This is a genomic window from Bacillus alkalicellulosilyticus (genome assembly GCF_002019795.1).
GTDB lineage: Bacteria > Bacillota > Bacilli > Bacillales > Bacillaceae_F > Bacillus_AO > Bacillus_AO alkalicellulosilyticum.
Genome location: NZ_KV917381.1, coordinates 1,703,201 through 1,718,901, shown reverse-complemented (window position 1 = coordinate 1,718,901; position 15,701 = coordinate 1,703,201). Strand labels below are relative to the sequence as shown.

General features: G+C 38.8%; 16 protein-coding genes and 1 other annotated feature. Of the genes, 7 read left to right on the top strand and 9 right to left on the bottom strand.

All coding sequences use genetic code 11. The annotated features are described in order from the left end of the window. Positions 1-223: 223 nt before the first annotated feature. Complete coding sequence (locus BK585_RS08765) at positions 224-1,078, bottom strand: manganese catalase (protein ID WP_078553079.1); 855 nt, start codon at positions 1,076-1,078, stop codon at positions 224-226. Between the two features lie 150 nt (positions 1,079-1,228). On the opposite strand from BK585_RS08765, the gene BK585_RS24595 reads away from it, so the two are divergent. From BK585_RS24595 to BK585_RS08755, 3 genes are all read left to right on the top strand, one after another. Next, positions 1,229-1,354 carry a hypothetical protein gene (locus BK585_RS24595; RefSeq protein WP_281248889.1) on the top strand — a complete coding sequence of 42 codons (126 nt, stop codon included), beginning with the start codon at positions 1,229-1,231 and terminating at the stop codon, positions 1,352-1,354. Between the two features lie 69 nt (positions 1,355-1,423). Beyond that, the gene (locus BK585_RS08760; RefSeq protein WP_078553078.1) at positions 1,424-1,906 is read left to right on the top strand and encodes a YqeG family HAD IIIA-type phosphatase; all 483 of its coding nucleotides are present in this window, start codon (positions 1,424-1,426) and stop codon (positions 1,904-1,906) included. 119 nt (positions 1,907-2,025) lie between these two features. Further along, positions 2,026-2,220, top strand: coding sequence for a YqzH family protein (locus tag BK585_RS08755; RefSeq protein ID WP_078553077.1), 195 nt, complete (start codon positions 2,026-2,028; stop codon positions 2,218-2,220). On the opposite strand, the gene BK585_RS08750 is transcribed toward BK585_RS08755, so the two are convergent. Continuing rightward, entirely contained in the window at positions 2,221-3,012 is a 792-nt protein-coding gene (locus tag BK585_RS08750; RefSeq protein ID WP_078553076.1) for an SDR family NAD(P)-dependent oxidoreductase, read from the bottom strand. 90 nt (positions 3,013-3,102) lie between these two features. Next, positions 3,103-3,316 (top strand) — a binding site (T-box leader). 49 nt (positions 3,317-3,365) lie between these two features. On the opposite strand from BK585_RS08750, the gene proB reads away from it, so the two are divergent. Genes proB through proC form a run of 3 tightly spaced genes read left to right on the top strand, consistent with a single transcriptional unit; the run spans position 3,366 to position 6,558 of the window. Then, the gene (gene proB, locus BK585_RS08745) at positions 3,366-4,490 is read left to right on the top strand and encodes a glutamate 5-kinase (protein WP_078553075.1); all 1,125 of its coding nucleotides are present in this window, start codon (positions 3,366-3,368) and stop codon (positions 4,488-4,490) included. Continuing rightward, the gene (locus BK585_RS08740) at positions 4,487-5,734 is read left to right on the top strand and encodes a glutamate-5-semialdehyde dehydrogenase (protein ID WP_078553074.1); all 1,248 of its coding nucleotides are present in this window, start codon (positions 4,487-4,489) and stop codon (positions 5,732-5,734) included. Before proB ends, BK585_RS08740 begins: the two co-directional genes overlap by 4 nt. An 8-nt stretch (positions 5,735-5,742) precedes the next feature. Further along, positions 5,743-6,558, top strand: a complete 816-nt coding sequence (gene proC, locus BK585_RS08735) for a pyrroline-5-carboxylate reductase (RefSeq protein WP_078553073.1) — start codon at positions 5,743-5,745, stop codon at positions 6,556-6,558. A 180-nt stretch (positions 6,559-6,738) separates the two neighbouring features. Here proC and BK585_RS08730 read toward each other — a convergent pair whose 3' ends face one another. From BK585_RS08730 to BK585_RS08705, 6 genes are all read right to left on the bottom strand, one after another. Then, the gene (locus tag BK585_RS08730; protein WP_245805905.1) at positions 6,739-7,233 is read right to left on the bottom strand and encodes a GyrI-like domain-containing protein; all 495 of its coding nucleotides are present in this window, start codon (positions 7,231-7,233) and stop codon (positions 6,739-6,741) included. Between the two features lie 401 nt (positions 7,234-7,634). Beyond that, positions 7,635-7,919 carry a hypothetical protein gene (locus tag BK585_RS08725; RefSeq protein WP_078553071.1) on the bottom strand — a complete coding sequence of 95 codons (285 nt, stop codon included), beginning with the start codon at positions 7,917-7,919 and terminating at the stop codon, positions 7,635-7,637. A gap of 123 nt (positions 7,920-8,042) precedes the next feature. Then, positions 8,043-8,687, bottom strand: coding sequence for a class D sortase (locus tag BK585_RS08720; protein WP_245805802.1), 645 nt, complete (start codon positions 8,685-8,687; stop codon positions 8,043-8,045). Next, positions 8,684-9,526, bottom strand: a complete 843-nt coding sequence (locus BK585_RS08715; RefSeq protein WP_078553070.1) for a processed acidic surface protein — start codon at positions 9,524-9,526, stop codon at positions 8,684-8,686. Before BK585_RS08715 ends, BK585_RS08720 begins: the two co-directional genes overlap by 4 nt. 205 nt (positions 9,527-9,731) lie before the next feature. Beyond that, entirely contained in the window at positions 9,732-10,133 is a 402-nt protein-coding gene (locus tag BK585_RS08710) for a bactofilin family protein (RefSeq protein WP_078553069.1), read from the bottom strand. A gap of 35 nt (positions 10,134-10,168) precedes the next feature. After that, positions 10,169-11,107, bottom strand: a complete 939-nt coding sequence (locus BK585_RS08705) for a M23 family metallopeptidase (RefSeq protein ID WP_170885517.1) — start codon at positions 11,105-11,107, stop codon at positions 10,169-10,171. A gap of 378 nt (positions 11,108-11,485) precedes the next feature. On the opposite strand from BK585_RS08705, the gene BK585_RS08700 reads away from it, so the two are divergent. Beyond that, positions 11,486-12,313, top strand: a complete 828-nt coding sequence (locus BK585_RS08700) for an ion transporter (protein ID WP_078553067.1) — start codon at positions 11,486-11,488, stop codon at positions 12,311-12,313. Positions 12,314-12,567: 254 nt separating this feature from the next. On the opposite strand, the gene BK585_RS08695 is transcribed toward BK585_RS08700, so the two are convergent. Then, on the bottom strand, positions 12,568-15,549 hold the full coding sequence (locus BK585_RS08695) for an EAL domain-containing protein (RefSeq protein WP_078553066.1): 2,982 nt from the start codon (positions 15,547-15,549) through the stop codon (positions 12,568-12,570). Positions 15,550-15,701 lie beyond the last annotated feature (152 nt).

Sequence of the window (15,701 nt, the reverse complement as noted above, 5' to 3'; positions counted from 1 at the left end):
TCCCTTATTTTACTCATTTTTCACGATTTTCAATTGTAACGGACACCAGGGACACTGATATGAACAAAACATACCATTTTCACGTCTTTTTGCAGAAATAAGGTATCCTGTGTCCGTTCCGCTGATAAACCCCCACTTTTAGCGATGAGGCCTCCTTGTCCGTTAGAGTTCAAACATGCTGGGCGAACAAAAAAAGCCCCTTTCTAAGAAGGAGCTTAGTGCCCTACCCCATATGAGGCGGTGGTACATGACCTGGGGGAGGTGGTAATAACGTGTTATGAACATATGGAGGAGCTGGACGTAGACGAGGACGTTTCCCGAATGGTTGAGGCTGAGCCACATAATTAAATTGACCTAAGCCGTCCATACTTGGACCTTGAGCCCAGCGGCCTTTACGACTTTCTTCACCTTCCGATAAATTGTAAAAATCATAAGCCACTTCTCTTTTCTCGAGTTCACGAGGGAATGTGCTTGGTACGACAATATTTTCTTTTTCTTCAAGTTCGCAAATCGCAGCATACCACATGTTTTGATGCATTGTATCACGAGCAATTAAAAATGAAAGCATATCCTTAACGCCACGATCCGTCGTCATCTCATAAAGACGGACCGCTTGTAGTCTTCCCTGAGATTCATAGGTCAGGTTCATCCTAAAATCAGCAAGCAAGTTGCCACTTGCACCAATATAAGCAGCTGTCCACGGATTTCCTACACTATCAGCTGGCATAGCACCAAGACCTGAAACAATCGCATGCTGAGGGTTCATGCCACCTAATACAGCTCCCACTACCGGATCCTTCGCTGCCTTTTCCTGATCACCAACAGGGGCTCCATCTAGTAAACGAGCAATCATCGTAGCCAACATTTCAACGTGGGCTAATTCTTCTGCCCCAACATCAAGAAGTAAGTCCCGATATTTTCCGTCTCCCCTTGTGTTCCAACCTTGAAATAAGTACTGCAACGAGACCGAAATCTCACCAAATTGTCCTCCAAGAATTTCTTGTAATTTTTTAGCATACACCGGATCAGGACAGTCTGGCTTAGCATGATATTGTAAGTGTTTTTTATGATAAAACAACACTTTGCCTCCTTTTTCTTTTCAAGTCACTACCATTTCAGCATATTCTTGAAAAAGGTTGTCATATTCCGATTAATTTTCTTTTTAGGTGGAAGAATGCGTCACGTGTAAATGGCTTTTGTTTGCACAATATAGTAAGGAGGTGGTAATATGGAACATTATCATGTAGCTCAATTAAACGAGGAGCAACTACAAAAGCTAAAAGGACTTGAGGATCAACTTAACGTCGTTTTAATTGCATACGACGATAACGAAGAACCCCCTTCTAACATCTAAGATTGAACAGCATAGACTTGGGACCCTTTGTTCCAGGTCTACTACTATACATAGGAATGAGGTAAGACGATGAAATATTTTAAGCCTGATTTTGCACTTCACCACTTCTCAGACATTACTCCAAAATGGTTACACCGTTATGGAATCAAAAATATATTTTCTGATCTTGATAGTACATTGGCAATTCATGACCAATTAGGTGATGAGGAAGTGATTCGCTGGGTAGACATGTTAAAACAAGAAGAGGTCACGTTGGTGATTATTTCAAATAATAGTCAAGAACGTGTCCATCGTTTTTGTGACCCTTTACAAATTAAAGGCTTTGGCCGATGTAACAAACCTGCTACAGGGAAGATTGAAGAGCACATCAAATCGGTCGGAGCCAAGGTGGAAACAAGCCTTTTCCTTGGCGACCAATTATTAACAGATGTGTGGTGTGGAAAGCGACTTGGAATGAAAACCGGTCTTGTCACTCCAGTAGGGATTGAGCACGAGCCGATTCAAATTCGATTCAAACGCCAACTCGAATCACTCATCAGAAAAAACTGGTAAGAAAAACGGCAAAGCCGTTTTGATGAATTGCGATACGCGATTTAAAAAGTGCTTCAATGCTCTTCCTGTGTTAACTTGCTGAGCATCTCTTTGAACTGAACGTGAAAGAAGCGATAGCCATGATTGACAAGTCGTTTTTGTTGAAAAAAATCAAGAAAATTACTGAAAGTTATATCCATGACGAATTCATTTCGATTTCAAATGAAGAGCTACATACACTGGTGAATCTAATCTATAAACAATACGAACACCAACCTACTGCTCAGTTACATGAGATTATTCATGATGTTGTGTACGAATGGCTTACCACTTAACTATTTTTGATAAAACTTTTTGCCTCCTATTTTCTCGACGACACTAGGCATGATTTGATACATACGTGAGGCGATGTTCATCCACCACGGGAGATTCAATTCTCTTCGTGGTTTTTCTATCATATTCACAATTTTTCCAGCTACTTTTTGTGGATCCAACATCATGTTTTCTACATTTTTTACATACGATCCACTCTGGTCTGCCAAGTCAAAAAACGGAGTTTTAATTGGTCCTGGATTGACGGCACTGACTTCAATCTCATAACGATGCATTTCCATTCGAAGCGAATTCGTAAATCCTAATACCGCGTGCTTTGTGGCAGCATACACACTAGATTTAGGGGTTCCAATTTTACCAGCTTGCGATGCAATATTAATGATGTGACCTTTGTTTCTTGCTATCATGCTTGGTAACACAGCTCTTGTACAAGCCAGTAAGCCGACAACATTTACGTCAATCATATTTTTCATGTCAGCTAATGCAGCCTCACTAAATTCATCAAAAATCGCCATTCCAGCATTATTGACTAGTATATCAATATGACCATGTACAGAAATAATCAGAGAGAATACATCTTGGACAGCTTCCATCTCAGTGACGTTAAGCATATATGTATAAGCTGTCACTCCGAACTTTTCCTGAATTATCCCTTGTAGTTCAATCAGTTTATCTTCTGAACGCGCAAGCATAATCGGAATGCCTCCCCGTTTGGCTACCTCAATGGCAATTTCTTTTCCTAATCCAGAAGACGCTCCTGTAATCACAACATGTTTATCTATTAGACTTAACATTAAAATCCACTCCTTCTATATGTATACTAGCACAAATCAACCTTGACGATCTTACATTCTCAACTTATAATATAGAGCAAAGTATAATAACAATGTGCGTTGAGAGGGATTAGTAAAACAATTCATGTGTTTAGAGAGCAAAACCCACCGGCTGTAAGGTTTTGTCACCGCTGACTGTTTGAACCTGCCCTTGAGCTGTTAGGCAAATCCTAACCGTCTTCCCTACGATACAGGTTTGAGAGGGCAAGTTTTTTGACTTGTCAACAAAGGTGGTACCGCGGAATTCAACTCTTCCGTCCTTTTTATAGGACGGGGGAGTTTTTTTATTTTAGCAAAAAAATGAGGGATAACAAATGACAAAGCAGCGAATTGTCGTAAAAATAGGCAGCAGCTCATTAACGACAGGAAATGGTCGCTTAAGTAAGGAAAAGCTCTCTGAGCATGTAAGTGCGATAGCAAAACTAAAAGAGCTTGGACATGAGGTCGTACTAATCTCTTCTGGGGCCGTGGCCGCAGGATTTTCTGACCTAGGCTATCCCGCAAGACCTGTGACCATAGCAGGTAAGCAAGCGGCAGCGGCAGTTGGTCAAAGCTTGCTTATGCAAGGGTATGCAGAAGAATGCAAAAAGCATCAAATTGTAACGGCACAGCTTCTTTTAACAAGACATGACTTTGCCAATAACGAACAATATAACAATGCCTACTCTACCCTATCAGAGTTATTAAAACGAGGCATTCTACCAATTATTAATGAAAATGATTCGATTTCTATTGAAGAGCTCACATTTGGTGATAATGACATGCTATCTGCACTTGTTAGTGGACTTGTCCATGCTGATTTTCTAATCATACTAACAGACATTAATGGCCTTTATAATGCCAATCCAAAGCAAAATCCAGATGCTACTCGTTACACCTTTCTCCCTGATATTACGGATGAGCTTATGGAAGGCGCTGGCGATACCGGGTCAAAGGTGGGAACTGGCGGTATGCGCTCTAAAGTAGAGGCGGCAAAAACCGCATTAACACTTGGAGTAAAGGTGTTTATCGGGACCGGGACTGGCTCAGATAAGCTAGTAGATATCCTTGAAGAAAAAGGAGATGGCACCTATATCGGTTACTCCACGCCTCATTCGTTAAAAAATAAAAAACAATGGCTTGCCTTTCATTCCGATGTATCTGGTCAAATTATCGTAGACCACGGGGCCGAACAAGCTATCGTTCATAAGGGACGAAGCCTCCTCCCGGCTGGAGTGAAATCCGTTCATGGCTCATTTCTTCCTGGAAATGTAGTTGAAGTTCTTAATGAAAAAGGAGAACTGATTGGAAAAGGGCAAATTACTGTGTCAGCTAGTGATTTACAACAAATAAAAGGAATGTCGAGTACTCGCGCTAAAAAACAAACGTCAAGAGACCGCGCAGAAATTATTCATCGGGACAATTGGGTCACGATAACAAAGGAGAAGATGATAAAATGAGTGAATTAATTCAAAAAGCACGTCGCGCAAAAGAAATTACAAATGCACTTGCTGTGATGTCAACAGCACAAAAAAATGAAGCTTTACAACTGATGGCAGACCAGTTAGTTTCCGAAAAAGAGTTTATCATTGAAGAAAATGCCAAAGACCTTCAAAACGGAAAAGATAACGGGATTACAGATGCTCTTCTTGACCGCTTAACATTAACTGCCGCCCGAATTGAAGATATGGCTGAAGGATTACGACAAGTCATTGAGTTACCAGACCCAGTTGGAGAATCACTTGAAAGTTGGGTGCGCACAAATGGAATCAACATAGAAAAAGTCCGTGTTCCACTTGGAGTAATTGGTATGATTTATGAAGCACGTCCAAATGTAACAGTAGATGCTTCTAGCCTTTGTTTAAAAACGGGAAATGCGGTCATTTTACGTGGAAGCTCTTCAGCTATCAACTCTAACAAAGCTATTGTATCAGTGCTTCACCGTGCTCTTGAAAAAAGTGAGCTTCCAGTTGAAACGATTCAACTTCTAGAAGATACAAGCCGCGAAACGGCTTCACAAATGTTTAAGCTTAACGAGTATTTAGACGTACTCATCCCAAGAGGTGGCGCAAACTTAATTCAAACGGTTGTCGCCAACTCCTCTGTTCCTGTGCTTGAAACAGGTGAAGGAAATTGTCATGTATATATTGATAAGACGGCAGATAAAGAAATGGCTATTTCAATTGCAGTAAACGCAAAAACACAACGCCCATCGGTATGTAACGCAGCTGAGACAATTATCGTTCATCGTGATTGGGCGAAAGAACATGGAAATGCACTTAGAGAAGCATTACAAGGAAAAGGCGTAGAGATTCGTGGCAATGAGGCAGCTTGTGATACAATCGGAAATATTAACGCAGCCACTGATGAAGATTGGAGCACTGAGTACCTGGATTTAACGGTTGCGATGAAAGTGGTCGACTCGGTCGAAGAGGCGATTTCTCACATTCAAACATACGGTACAAAGCATTCAGAAGCGATTATTTCTGAAGACGACCAAAGTGTAGTCACGTTCTTTAACTACGTTGATGCTGCAGCTGTTTATCATAATGCTTCAACTCGTTTTACAGATGGATTTGAATTTGGTTTTGGCGCTGAAATCGGCATTAGTACGCAAAAGCTTCATGCCCGCGGACCAATGGGACTGCCTGCTTTAACATCCACAAAATACATTATTCGTGGCACAGGACAAATCAAAGGATAGGTGTAAATATGTTATCAAATAAAAAAATTGCGTTTGTTGGGGCCGGCTCTATGGCAGAATCGATCATTGCAGGCCTTCTCGCAAACGAATTACTCACTCCAGATCAAATTATCGCAACAAATAAGTCCAATCAGGAACGACTATCTTATTTAGAACAAGAATATCGAATTCAAACGACATCCGATAAAGCAACAGCGGTGTCTGAGGCAGATGTTATTGTATTGGCAATGAAGCCAGTACATGTTGCAGAAGGAATTGCTGAAATCCGCTCATTTACATCTGAACAGCAGTTATTCATCTCCGTCTTAGCTGGAATTTCAACAAAGCACATTAGTGAATTGCTTGGTCATGAGGGCGGCGTTATAAGAACAATGCCAAACACATCTGCAAAAGTAGGCGCCTCTGCCTCTGCTATCACTGCTGGGGAGCATGCAAGCCAAGACCAGCTAAAACTAACAGCTACACTGTTTGAAGCCATAGGTACTGTAACCATCGTTCCAGAAGATAAAATTGATGCTGTAACGGGCCTCGCTGGAAGCGGACCTGCATACATTTACTATTTAGTGGAAGCCATGGAGCAAGCCGCAAGTGAAATTGGTCTTGAAAAAGAAGAAGCAAATCAACTCATTGTTCAAACACTAGCCGGTGCTTCCAAACGTCTACAATCAACGTCAAAAACAGCAGTAGAGCTCTACAAAGAAGTCATGAGTCCAGGCGGAACAACTGAAGCTGGCTTAAAAGTACTTGCAGAAAACGACTTCCAGGAGACAATGAAAAAAGCAATCCTCCGTGCAGTTGAACGGTCAAAAGAGCTAGGAAACTAGAGAACGAGTTTTAATACCCAACCAAATTTAGAGGCCGGGACAAAAGGTTGTTCACCTTTTGTCCCGGCCTCGATGCATTAAGCATAATGGTCACAAGCTTTCATCATAAAGCATCTCAAAAATGCAACTTTACTCCCCTAGCATCATTAACATTTTCGCATTAGTCCTTAGGCTTGGTTGTTATTTTATCGGACAAAGAATATCAAAATCAAACTGTTCAATCGGTACACTAGTTTGTTCAAAAGGATTTACTGGATATATTCGATTTGGCTCAATACTATATGCTCCCAATGAGTGATCCATAAGGCATTCTTCCTTTTCCATCCATTCAAGTAAGTATTCATAACTTGCTTGAATTTGCTCTATATCCCCTTTACATGTAATACACGCATACGAACGGGATGGAATGACTAAGCAATCAATTTCCTCACTATTTTCATACACCTTGTCAACTTCGACACCTATCCATAAATCAAATCGGTTATCCGTAATCTGACTCCAACTCGGTCTTATCACATACCCTATGTGTTTGTTTATCGTCACTATATTCTCTCTCTCGATGATGTTTTGAAGTTTCTCCCACGCACTGCGCATATCTCTAGCTAATTCATAATTATTCATACTTCCTGATGCCTTTTGAGCAATAAAAACAAATTGTTTTGTTATGACTTTCACTTCCAAGGTAGCTCACCTCCTACAACCCAAAACCTTGCCGCTTTGTCTCTTTTTATCTACGGCCCATTATGGTAATTCCTTCCCCGATTTGATTTTCCTCTATAAATAAATCGACACTTCAAAAATAAGAAGATATAACTATACCATTTTGAGGGTTTCGTTTCATTAGCTTGCAGGGTTTATGGTAATCCTCATCCTAATTTACTAGGTTCCTTTTTTCAAAAGGAAAAGGCAAGGACGTCTTTTATGATTTGCGATGTACGAAGTCATCTCCCTTCTTAGATCGCTTCTACCCACCTCGACTAAAAGAGCGTTGTTTTTTACGTTCCTAACCATTGAAAAAAGACACTGAAAAGTATTTTTGACTTTTCAGCGTCCTCATTTTAGTTTTCATCTCACCCCTATGTCCAATAGGTGAGCCACATTAACGCAATTAGTCCAATAAACAATAACCCAATGATAAATACAATGACTCGGAAAATCGGGAGAAAGTTAGTAGGAAATAATTTTTCACAAAGATATAAAATCGCTTCTCCAAGTAAAGCGACAAACGGAAAATAAGTAGAGAGAACATGTTGAAAAAAGTCCTTTCTTTCTTTAAACGGTTTAAATGCATAATAAAAAGCAACACCAGCAAACATCGCAAAAAGAAGCGTAGCTACTGAAATTAATATTGGTAATCCCATACTGACCTCCAGAATTGTAGTTGTAATTAGTATGACCGAATGCACTTTGTAGCAAACATCTTCGTCGTTCATTTATAACTGCAAAGGGTGTGTAAAGGGCAGCCGCCCCACACACCCGATTCATTATGTTGCATTTTCGGTATTCGTTAATTCGGCAACTAAGACATAACGTTCCGGTGCAGGACCGACATAACCAAATGGATAACACGTTGTTATCGTTAGAGTTGCTCTTGGTTTAGGTACAATTACAGTTTGATCATCTTTATCAACAACTCTAATTTTTTTTATTTTATAAGTGTAGATTTCACTATCTGTCTTTATAGCAACCTGGTCACCTATTTGCATTTCCTGAAGCCTCCGAAACACCGTATCTCGATGTCCCGAAAGAACCATATTGTCCTTTTCTCCAGGTAAGGCTGTTTGTTGGATATGACCAATCCCTTTTTTTAATTGGTCATCTTCTACACCATAATAGATAGGTAATTGTCTATCTAACCGCGGAATCACCAATTCTGCATATTGTTCACCAATATCAGGTTGAGTCTGATGAATAACCGGAATCGCTTCCATTGATTCCTGCTTTATGACTACGGGACTCTCTACAATCTCTTGAACAACCAAGTCCTCCTCAAGCGGTATTCCGCTCCATAAGCCTGCCATTAACCAATAACTGTTAGAAGCTACCGTATATAGTCCAACTGAAAAGAACAAAAGAACAAGGGTCATCCATCGAATCGTTCTTCGTGAGTGGTCATTGGTCATACTCATTCATTCACACCTGTCAAACGATAGCTTCGATAGAAAAACAGGGAGAGTACAAGAAGAAGCATACCAAGCACTATATTTTCAAGATAAGAAGAAGCTGTATCTGGAAGCATCTCGCCTGTAGGGTAGCTATTGGAAATTCCTGCTAGGACAGATAACATATCTCCTATTTCCTTAAATAACCCTGCATCAAACAAGTCATCTGATAAGACAAAGTCTAATATAAACTGACCATCCAGGTCATAAAGTTCTACCACCAACAAGTTACCATGTAATTGATTCATCTCAATCAATTCAGAAATGGTCACTGGAACACGCTCTCCATTTACATCTAAAAATAATCTAACCTCTAACTTCATCGCTGCAGCTAAGTCGAACAAAATAGAAGCTAACTCTTCTCGTTCTGCCTCTGACAAATCCTCAGGACTCTCAAAATCACTAAGTGCTAACATTCTTGATTCAATGGCTACTAATTTGGTTTCTAGTTCTACCTCGTCTAACTTACTTAAATGGACAAAAAGTCGGTCAAGCTCTTCTTCAGTAATTCCGACGATCGCTAGCAAGTCGAAGATAAAATCTAACTCATCTCCATAATGTAAATAAAAATCGATGGCCTCTTCAAGCTCTTCCACAAATTCATAGTCGCCTATGGTTTCACCATATTGGGCAAGTAAGGATTCTAGTTCCGTTAATGTCATCCCATATTCCGCTAACAGTTGCGCTTGATTTTCAGTGGTTATTGGCGTTCTTTGTTCTTCAGCAGTTACCACTGTTATCCCTACCGTACATAGTGGCATACTAAGCAAAGTAATCAAAAATAGGACAATGTATATCTTCTTCATTTTTTCCCTCCGAGTTCGGTTTTCTCTACACAAGTATCGTTTGTAAAAAAATGAGAAAATATACCATGCTTTTATCAACCAACCGTTGCCAAAAAAGGGTGGCACGAAAGGTAAAAAATGAAGCCACTGAAAAAGTTAAAAAGCTAACTTTTTCACTGCCCTCAAAAAAAATAACCTTTTGTGCCACCCTCTATCTAACTAGAGATTATTCACTTATTTCTTTAGCCAATTTTACTACATTCTCGCCTTCATTAACAGCCGGTTTCATAAAGCTTTCTCCGCGGAAAAAACCATTCTCATCGATAACGATCGATTTCATTTCAGCTGATCCTTGTAGAGAACCCGTTTCATAAATATGGATTTTTTCTTCTACAGTTACCTTCCCTGTAACCTTCCCAGCAATAAATAAGTTTCGGGCGAAAATGGTCTCTTCAACAATTCCTTGTTTTCCGATAGTAACATCCCCGGAACATTTGATTTCTCCATACACTTTTCCATCTACACGGAGACCCGATTCAATTTTAATCGTTCCTTCAACAACTGTATCCTCACCAATAATTGTTGATAACTCCGTTCGCTTTTTCTCTTCCTTTTGCTTTGAAAACATGATTTGTCCTCCTCTACTTCGAATATTCCTTTCGTTCATTCCTTTCGTTCATGGAAGGTCATATATGGATAAGGGTCAACGAATTCACCGTTTCTTTTAATCTCGTAATGCAAATGCACACCTGTACTACGACCCGTTGTTCCCATGCCACCAATCACGTCACCTTTTTTGACTGTATCACCAATTTCAACATCAATCTTATTTAAATGAGCGTATAATGTTTCATATGTATCTCCATGCTGAATCCTAATGGCTAATCCATACCCGCCATTTCTACCTGCCTCTATTACTTTCCCATCTGCTGCAGCAAAGATTTCTGTGTTTAACGGCGCTGCAATGTCAGTTCCTGAGTGAAAAGCCGTCCATCTTGTAATAGGGTCACTTCGTTTTCCATAGTGCGAAGATATCCTTCCAGTAGCTGCAGGGAATAATGTTGGTACTGTTCGAAGTTGTTCTTGATAGTCTAGTAGCCTCTCATAGGTTTGTTCGAAACTATCAATGAGCTCAGGAAGCTGTTGCCGAATTTGGACAATATCTTCTGGTATATTTTCGTCTACTTTGCTCTCCAATCCAAGAACAACTCCCCCGCTCCCTCCATCCTCAATTGAAGAAGGAAATTCAAGATTTAGTTCACTAAGTCGTTCTTCAAACACTTTAAATTGTTCGATAGATTGTTTAACCGCTAAAGCTTCTTCCTCAAGCTCGTCATATTCATTTTTCACTTTTACTATTTCTTGTTCTCGTTCTTGAATCAAAGCATCCTTCTGTTCAATTTGGTCGTTTAACTCTGAAGTATAAGATGTTAATGACGTAACTATGAATGATAGCAACATAATACTAGTAATTAGAAAAATAGGAATACTTAACATACTATAAAGAAGACTTGTTTTAACCTTTACTTGTTTTATTGGAGACAGTGCTCCTGTTGTAATCGTCACTGTCCACCATTTAGGTTTGTTCTTATTTTTTCGCACCATGCTCTCCCGTGATAGGGATTCCTCCTTTCAAAGTCTACCATTGCGACATAAATCTTTTTTATTCTATCAAACTTTTAAAAATTCAACAAAATGCACTTGTTACAGGGGAATAGGTACATGGAATGATATCCATTCATTCAAGGCCCTTAAAGGAGAAACCGTCCGGAAGAAATCAGAAAAAAACTGGTAGGTATATTATGCTTCGTGTTTCATTAGCATCATAAACCTAATAAAAAAAATAGGAAAAAAGACTAAAAAATAAAAATGGTTAGGTGCAAAGAAAAACGTGGGAATGCTTTCATATGACTTGATAATCTAGTAAAATTAGATTGTTGTGTCAACTTACGCAGTTAGTATTTATATCTGGAGGAAAATATGTCAGTTAACGAAAAACATAAAAAAGGGGCATCTGCCCTATCATTATATTGTCAACGTATTGTCAATCACAAAGGATTTACAGCCACTATTATTACTCTAATTATGATAAACGCGATTATCGTTGGGATAGAAACATATCCTGGTATCTATTATCCAAATAAAGAGTGGTTCTTTAAAGCTGATTTACTACTCCTTTGGATCTTCACAATAGAAATTGCCATACGATTTATAGCTTCTCATCCGAAACGAAGTTTTTTTACAAATACATGGAATTGGTTTGATTTTTTAATCGTTGCAGCTGGTCATATCTTTGTTGGTGCTCACTTTGTCACGGTATTACGAATTTTACGCGTACTTCGTGTGTTACGTGCTATTTCCGTTATCCCATCCTTACGACGATTAGTCGATGCACTTTTATTAACCATTCCGGCACTTGGAAACATTTTGATTCTTATGAGTATCGTTTTTTATATCTTTGCGGTTACGGGAACAATGTTATTTGCTCAAATCTCACCTGAATATTTTGGTAACCTGCAATTATCACTACTAACTCTATTTCAGGTGGTTACGTTAGAATCATGGGCGAGTGCCGTAATGAGGCCGATATTTGCGGAAGCACCCTGGTCATGGCTCTACTTTGTGTTGTTTGTCTTAGTAGGCACATTTATCGTATTTAACCTATTCATCGGTGTCATTGTCTCAAATGTAGAAAAAGCAGAGAAAGACGAAGCGGGTGAAGAGGTAGATGAAACAAAAGAAGAATTGATGGAATTGCGCAAGGAAGTAGCAGAATTAAAAGAAATTTTATTATCGATAAAAAAATAGCTAATAGCGTGGGACTAACCGAGGTCACTGAAAAAGTTCGGTTTTTAACTTTTTCAGTGACTTCGAAGCAATGTGCGTAACCGTTGCATTTTTTAAAAGCCTGCTACGAGTTGGTTTCTCGTAGCAGGCGAGCAACAAGTGGAGCCATTTCAACCATCAAAAGCACTGAAAAAGTTTGGTTTTTAACTTTTTCAGTGCCCTCGTTCAACTATTCATAAATTATTTTATGTTCCTCTTTCTTTAAAGCAACACTATTAATACGTCTGCTGACTTAAAAACTGTTTAAACTGGTCTAAAGGAACTGGCTTACTGATATAATACCCTTGGATCATCGTACCACCTTCTTCTTCTACTAATCGATAATGATCGACCGTTTCCACACCTTCAATACAACTTTCAAGGTTCAAGCCTTGTGCAAGCGATAGAATACTGCGATATATCGCCATATTGGCCTCACTCTTCATCAAATCTCTTACAAACGACTGGTCGGTTTTCAATGTGTCAATCGGGAGTGTACGAAGTAATGACAGGGATGAATTACCTACGCCAAAATCATCGAGTGCGATTCGAATTCCATATTTTTTCAACTCATATAAATGACGTAACGTTAAGTCTAAATGTTGAATCGCTACCGTTTCTGTAATTTCTAAACAAAGTAAATGTGGAGGATGACCTGTCTTTTCTAAAATACTAATAATGGTTGAAACAAAATCATGTTTTGTAAAATGAGATGCTGAGATGTTAACAGCGATTACCAATGGTGGAAAGCCCTCACTTATTAGCTTTTTGTTATCCTCACATGCTTGTTGTAAAACCCATTCACTAATCGGTATGATTAATCCTGTTTCCTCTGCAAGCGGTATAAAATTAACAGGGGAAACAAGTCCAAATTCAGGCGAAAACCAACGGATTAATGCTTCCATCCCAACAATGCGTTGTGTTTTTAAGCTCATTTGAGCCTGATAATATAAGGTAAACTCATTTCCTTTCACAGCATCTCTTAGGCTATTTTCCATCCTTAACCGTTGTAATGTGTTATAACTCATCACTTTTTCATAGGTCATATATTGGTTTTTTCCATTACTTTTTGCTTCGTACATGGCAATGTCCGCATTCTTAATTAATGTATCTACATCACAACCATGCTTAGGATAATAACTAATCCCAATACTAGATGTCACATAAATAGAATGACCCTCTATGTTAAACCTTTTGTTTAATGCCAATATAATTCTTTCTGCGACTTCTACTGCTTGAAGCTCATCTTCTAAATTGGGACAGAGAATAATAAATTCATCTCCACCTAATCGAGATACTGTATCCTGAGGTCGTATCACACGGTCAAGAACATCAGATATTTGTTGAATGAGTTTATCACCAATCGTATGACCTAGACTGTCATTTATGATTTTAAAGCGGTCTAAATCTAATAAAAGAATGGCAAATTTTACAGCTTCCACATTCTTTATTTCATCAGAGATTTTTTGATAGATATATCTTCGGTTCGGGAGATTGGTTAGTGAATCATGGAAAGCGATGTGACGTATTTGTTCCTCAGATGCTTTTCTTTCGGTTATATCAGTTATTGAACCAATCATGCTTATAAAACGTCCATCTTGTTCGCGGACAACCTCTCCCGCGGCAGACACCCAAATATACTCTTTTTCATTCTTTTTCATTCGAAATTCAGTTTTAAACGAACGCCCAGCCTGTATATGGTCGAATAAGGCTTGATGAACATGAATTCGGTCATCTTCGTGTAATTTGTTAAAAAACTCATCTAAGTGCATTAAATGACTAGTGTGGTTTAATATTCGTTTTATCCCATGATTCCAGGTCATTACATTCGTAGATAAATCCCATTCAAATATACCATCATTCGTCGTTGACGAAACAATCTCTAGTCTTCTTTCACGCTCAGATGCTTCTTTATACATCGCTTCTCGTTCTAGGGCATAAGCAAGTAAATCAAGATGGTGGGTAATCGTATCATATTGAGGATGAGCCGATCTCAACTTTTCATTGATTGTCCCCATTAACAACACAAATCCTAACTCACGCTCTTCAGTTCTTATGGTATGTACTGATAATGCCTCGTCTATTTCTAACAGGGAGTAAATAGAAGAAGGAGGGAAGATTTTCTCCGGAAAAATTTGACCGGCGTGGAGAATGGAATCACTTTTACTTGTGTGAATGCTTTCAATCCTTAGCTGTCTTTCACTAGTCCATAATGCCACACAACCCCAAGTGTATGAAGTAGAAGATAACCACGATAAATCGATTACATAACCAGCCTTAGAACGGATAAGGTCCCGACATATTCGTTGGTTCCTTTGAACAATATTATGTAAATAGTTAATTATTTCTAGACTTTCTTCATATAGGTGGTCCATATCTTCTTCTTTACTCAATGGAGTACAGCCACAAGAATGTCTGACTATCAGATTCGTAGGTTCAAATATTTGTTGATTAAATCCTTCTAAGTAACCATTCAACTCTCTTATTAGAGTTTCTGCCATATGTACCCCTCTTGTGAACAAAGGTTGCTCAACAGAGGTAAGCCCAATTCTTCTTGCATATTCTGTGTTATCAAAACCAATAATGGCTATATCATCAGGTACATGAATTTCCCACTCTTTAAATTGTTGTATAATTGCTAAAGCTACTAAATCTGAACTGACGGTAATAGCTGTAAAACCAAATGAGCGATCCTTCATCATATGAGCTGCTCTTACACCGTCATATTCCCATAATGTAGGAATTTCAAATACTAGTTGCTCATCAAAAGGAATGCCATTTTCTTCAAGAGCTTTTTTATAGCCTTTAAACCTAAGAATACTCTCCTCGTTTTTAATACAATAGACAGAGGCAATCTTTGTATGACCATGTTCTATCAGATGTTTTGTTGCCTCGTATCCACCTTGTTCATTGTCAACTTGGAAAACAGTACAAGCCGTTCCCCAATCATATGGAGTCGAGACGACAGGTCTCCCTTTTTGTTCAATTTGACTGACATAAGAATCATCTTTTTCACCGTTATAAATGACGATCCACCCGTCAATATTGTTATCAGCCAGATTACTTTGGTAAGCCACTTGCAAATAGTTAGAATCCATCGTTTGAAAGAGAATTAAATTAATATCTTTATTTTTTGTAGCTTCATGGATCCCTTGCAACATCCCATTAAAATAAAAGCCGTCTATAAGAGGAGTTAGTACACCAATCGTTTTTGACAAATCCCCCCACCTCTCTTTTTCTTTCTTTCGAGTACATCTCTATCATTTTATGTAGCTAGCTAAACACCATTTCTAGGAATCGAGAACTAATTCTATTTGTTCTATGATGTAAACAAGAAAGAAAATACTTTGTACTACCGATTTTCACTTCG

Bases quoted from the DNA above. Each gene is read 5' to 3' on its own strand.
- BK585_RS24595 (WP_281248889.1), top strand. From the start codon at position 1,229: ATGGAACATTATCATGTAGCTCAATTAAACGAGGAGCAACTACAAAAG.
- BK585_RS08760 (WP_078553078.1), top strand. From the start codon at position 1,424: ATGAAATATTTTAAGCCTGATTTTGCACTTCACCACTTCTCAGACATT.
- BK585_RS08755 (WP_078553077.1), top strand. From the start codon at position 2,026: ATGATTGACAAGTCGTTTTTGTTGAAAAAAATCAAGAAAATTACTGAA.
- BK585_RS08750 (WP_078553076.1), bottom strand. From the start codon at position 3,012: ATGTTAAGTCTAATAGATAAACATGTTGTGATTACAGGAGCGTCTTCT.
- proB (WP_078553075.1), top strand. From the start codon at position 3,366: ATGACAAAGCAGCGAATTGTCGTAAAAATAGGCAGCAGCTCATTAACG.
- BK585_RS08740 (WP_078553074.1), top strand. From the start codon at position 4,487: ATGAGTGAATTAATTCAAAAAGCACGTCGCGCAAAAGAAATTACAAAT.
- proC (WP_078553073.1), top strand. From the start codon at position 5,743: ATGTTATCAAATAAAAAAATTGCGTTTGTTGGGGCCGGCTCTATGGCA.
- BK585_RS08725 (WP_078553071.1), bottom strand. From the start codon at position 7,919: ATGGGATTACCAATATTAATTTCAGTAGCTACGCTTCTTTTTGCGATG.
- BK585_RS08720 (WP_245805802.1), bottom strand. From the start codon at position 8,687: ATGAGTATGACCAATGACCACTCACGAAGAACGATTCGATGGATGACC.
- BK585_RS08715 (WP_078553070.1), bottom strand. From the start codon at position 9,526: ATGAAGAAGATATACATTGTCCTATTTTTGATTACTTTGCTTAGTATG.
- BK585_RS08710 (WP_078553069.1), bottom strand. From the start codon at position 10,133: ATGTTTTCAAAGCAAAAGGAAGAGAAAAAGCGAACGGAGTTATCAACA.
- BK585_RS08700 (WP_078553067.1), top strand. From the start codon at position 11,486: ATGTCAGTTAACGAAAAACATAAAAAAGGGGCATCTGCCCTATCATTA.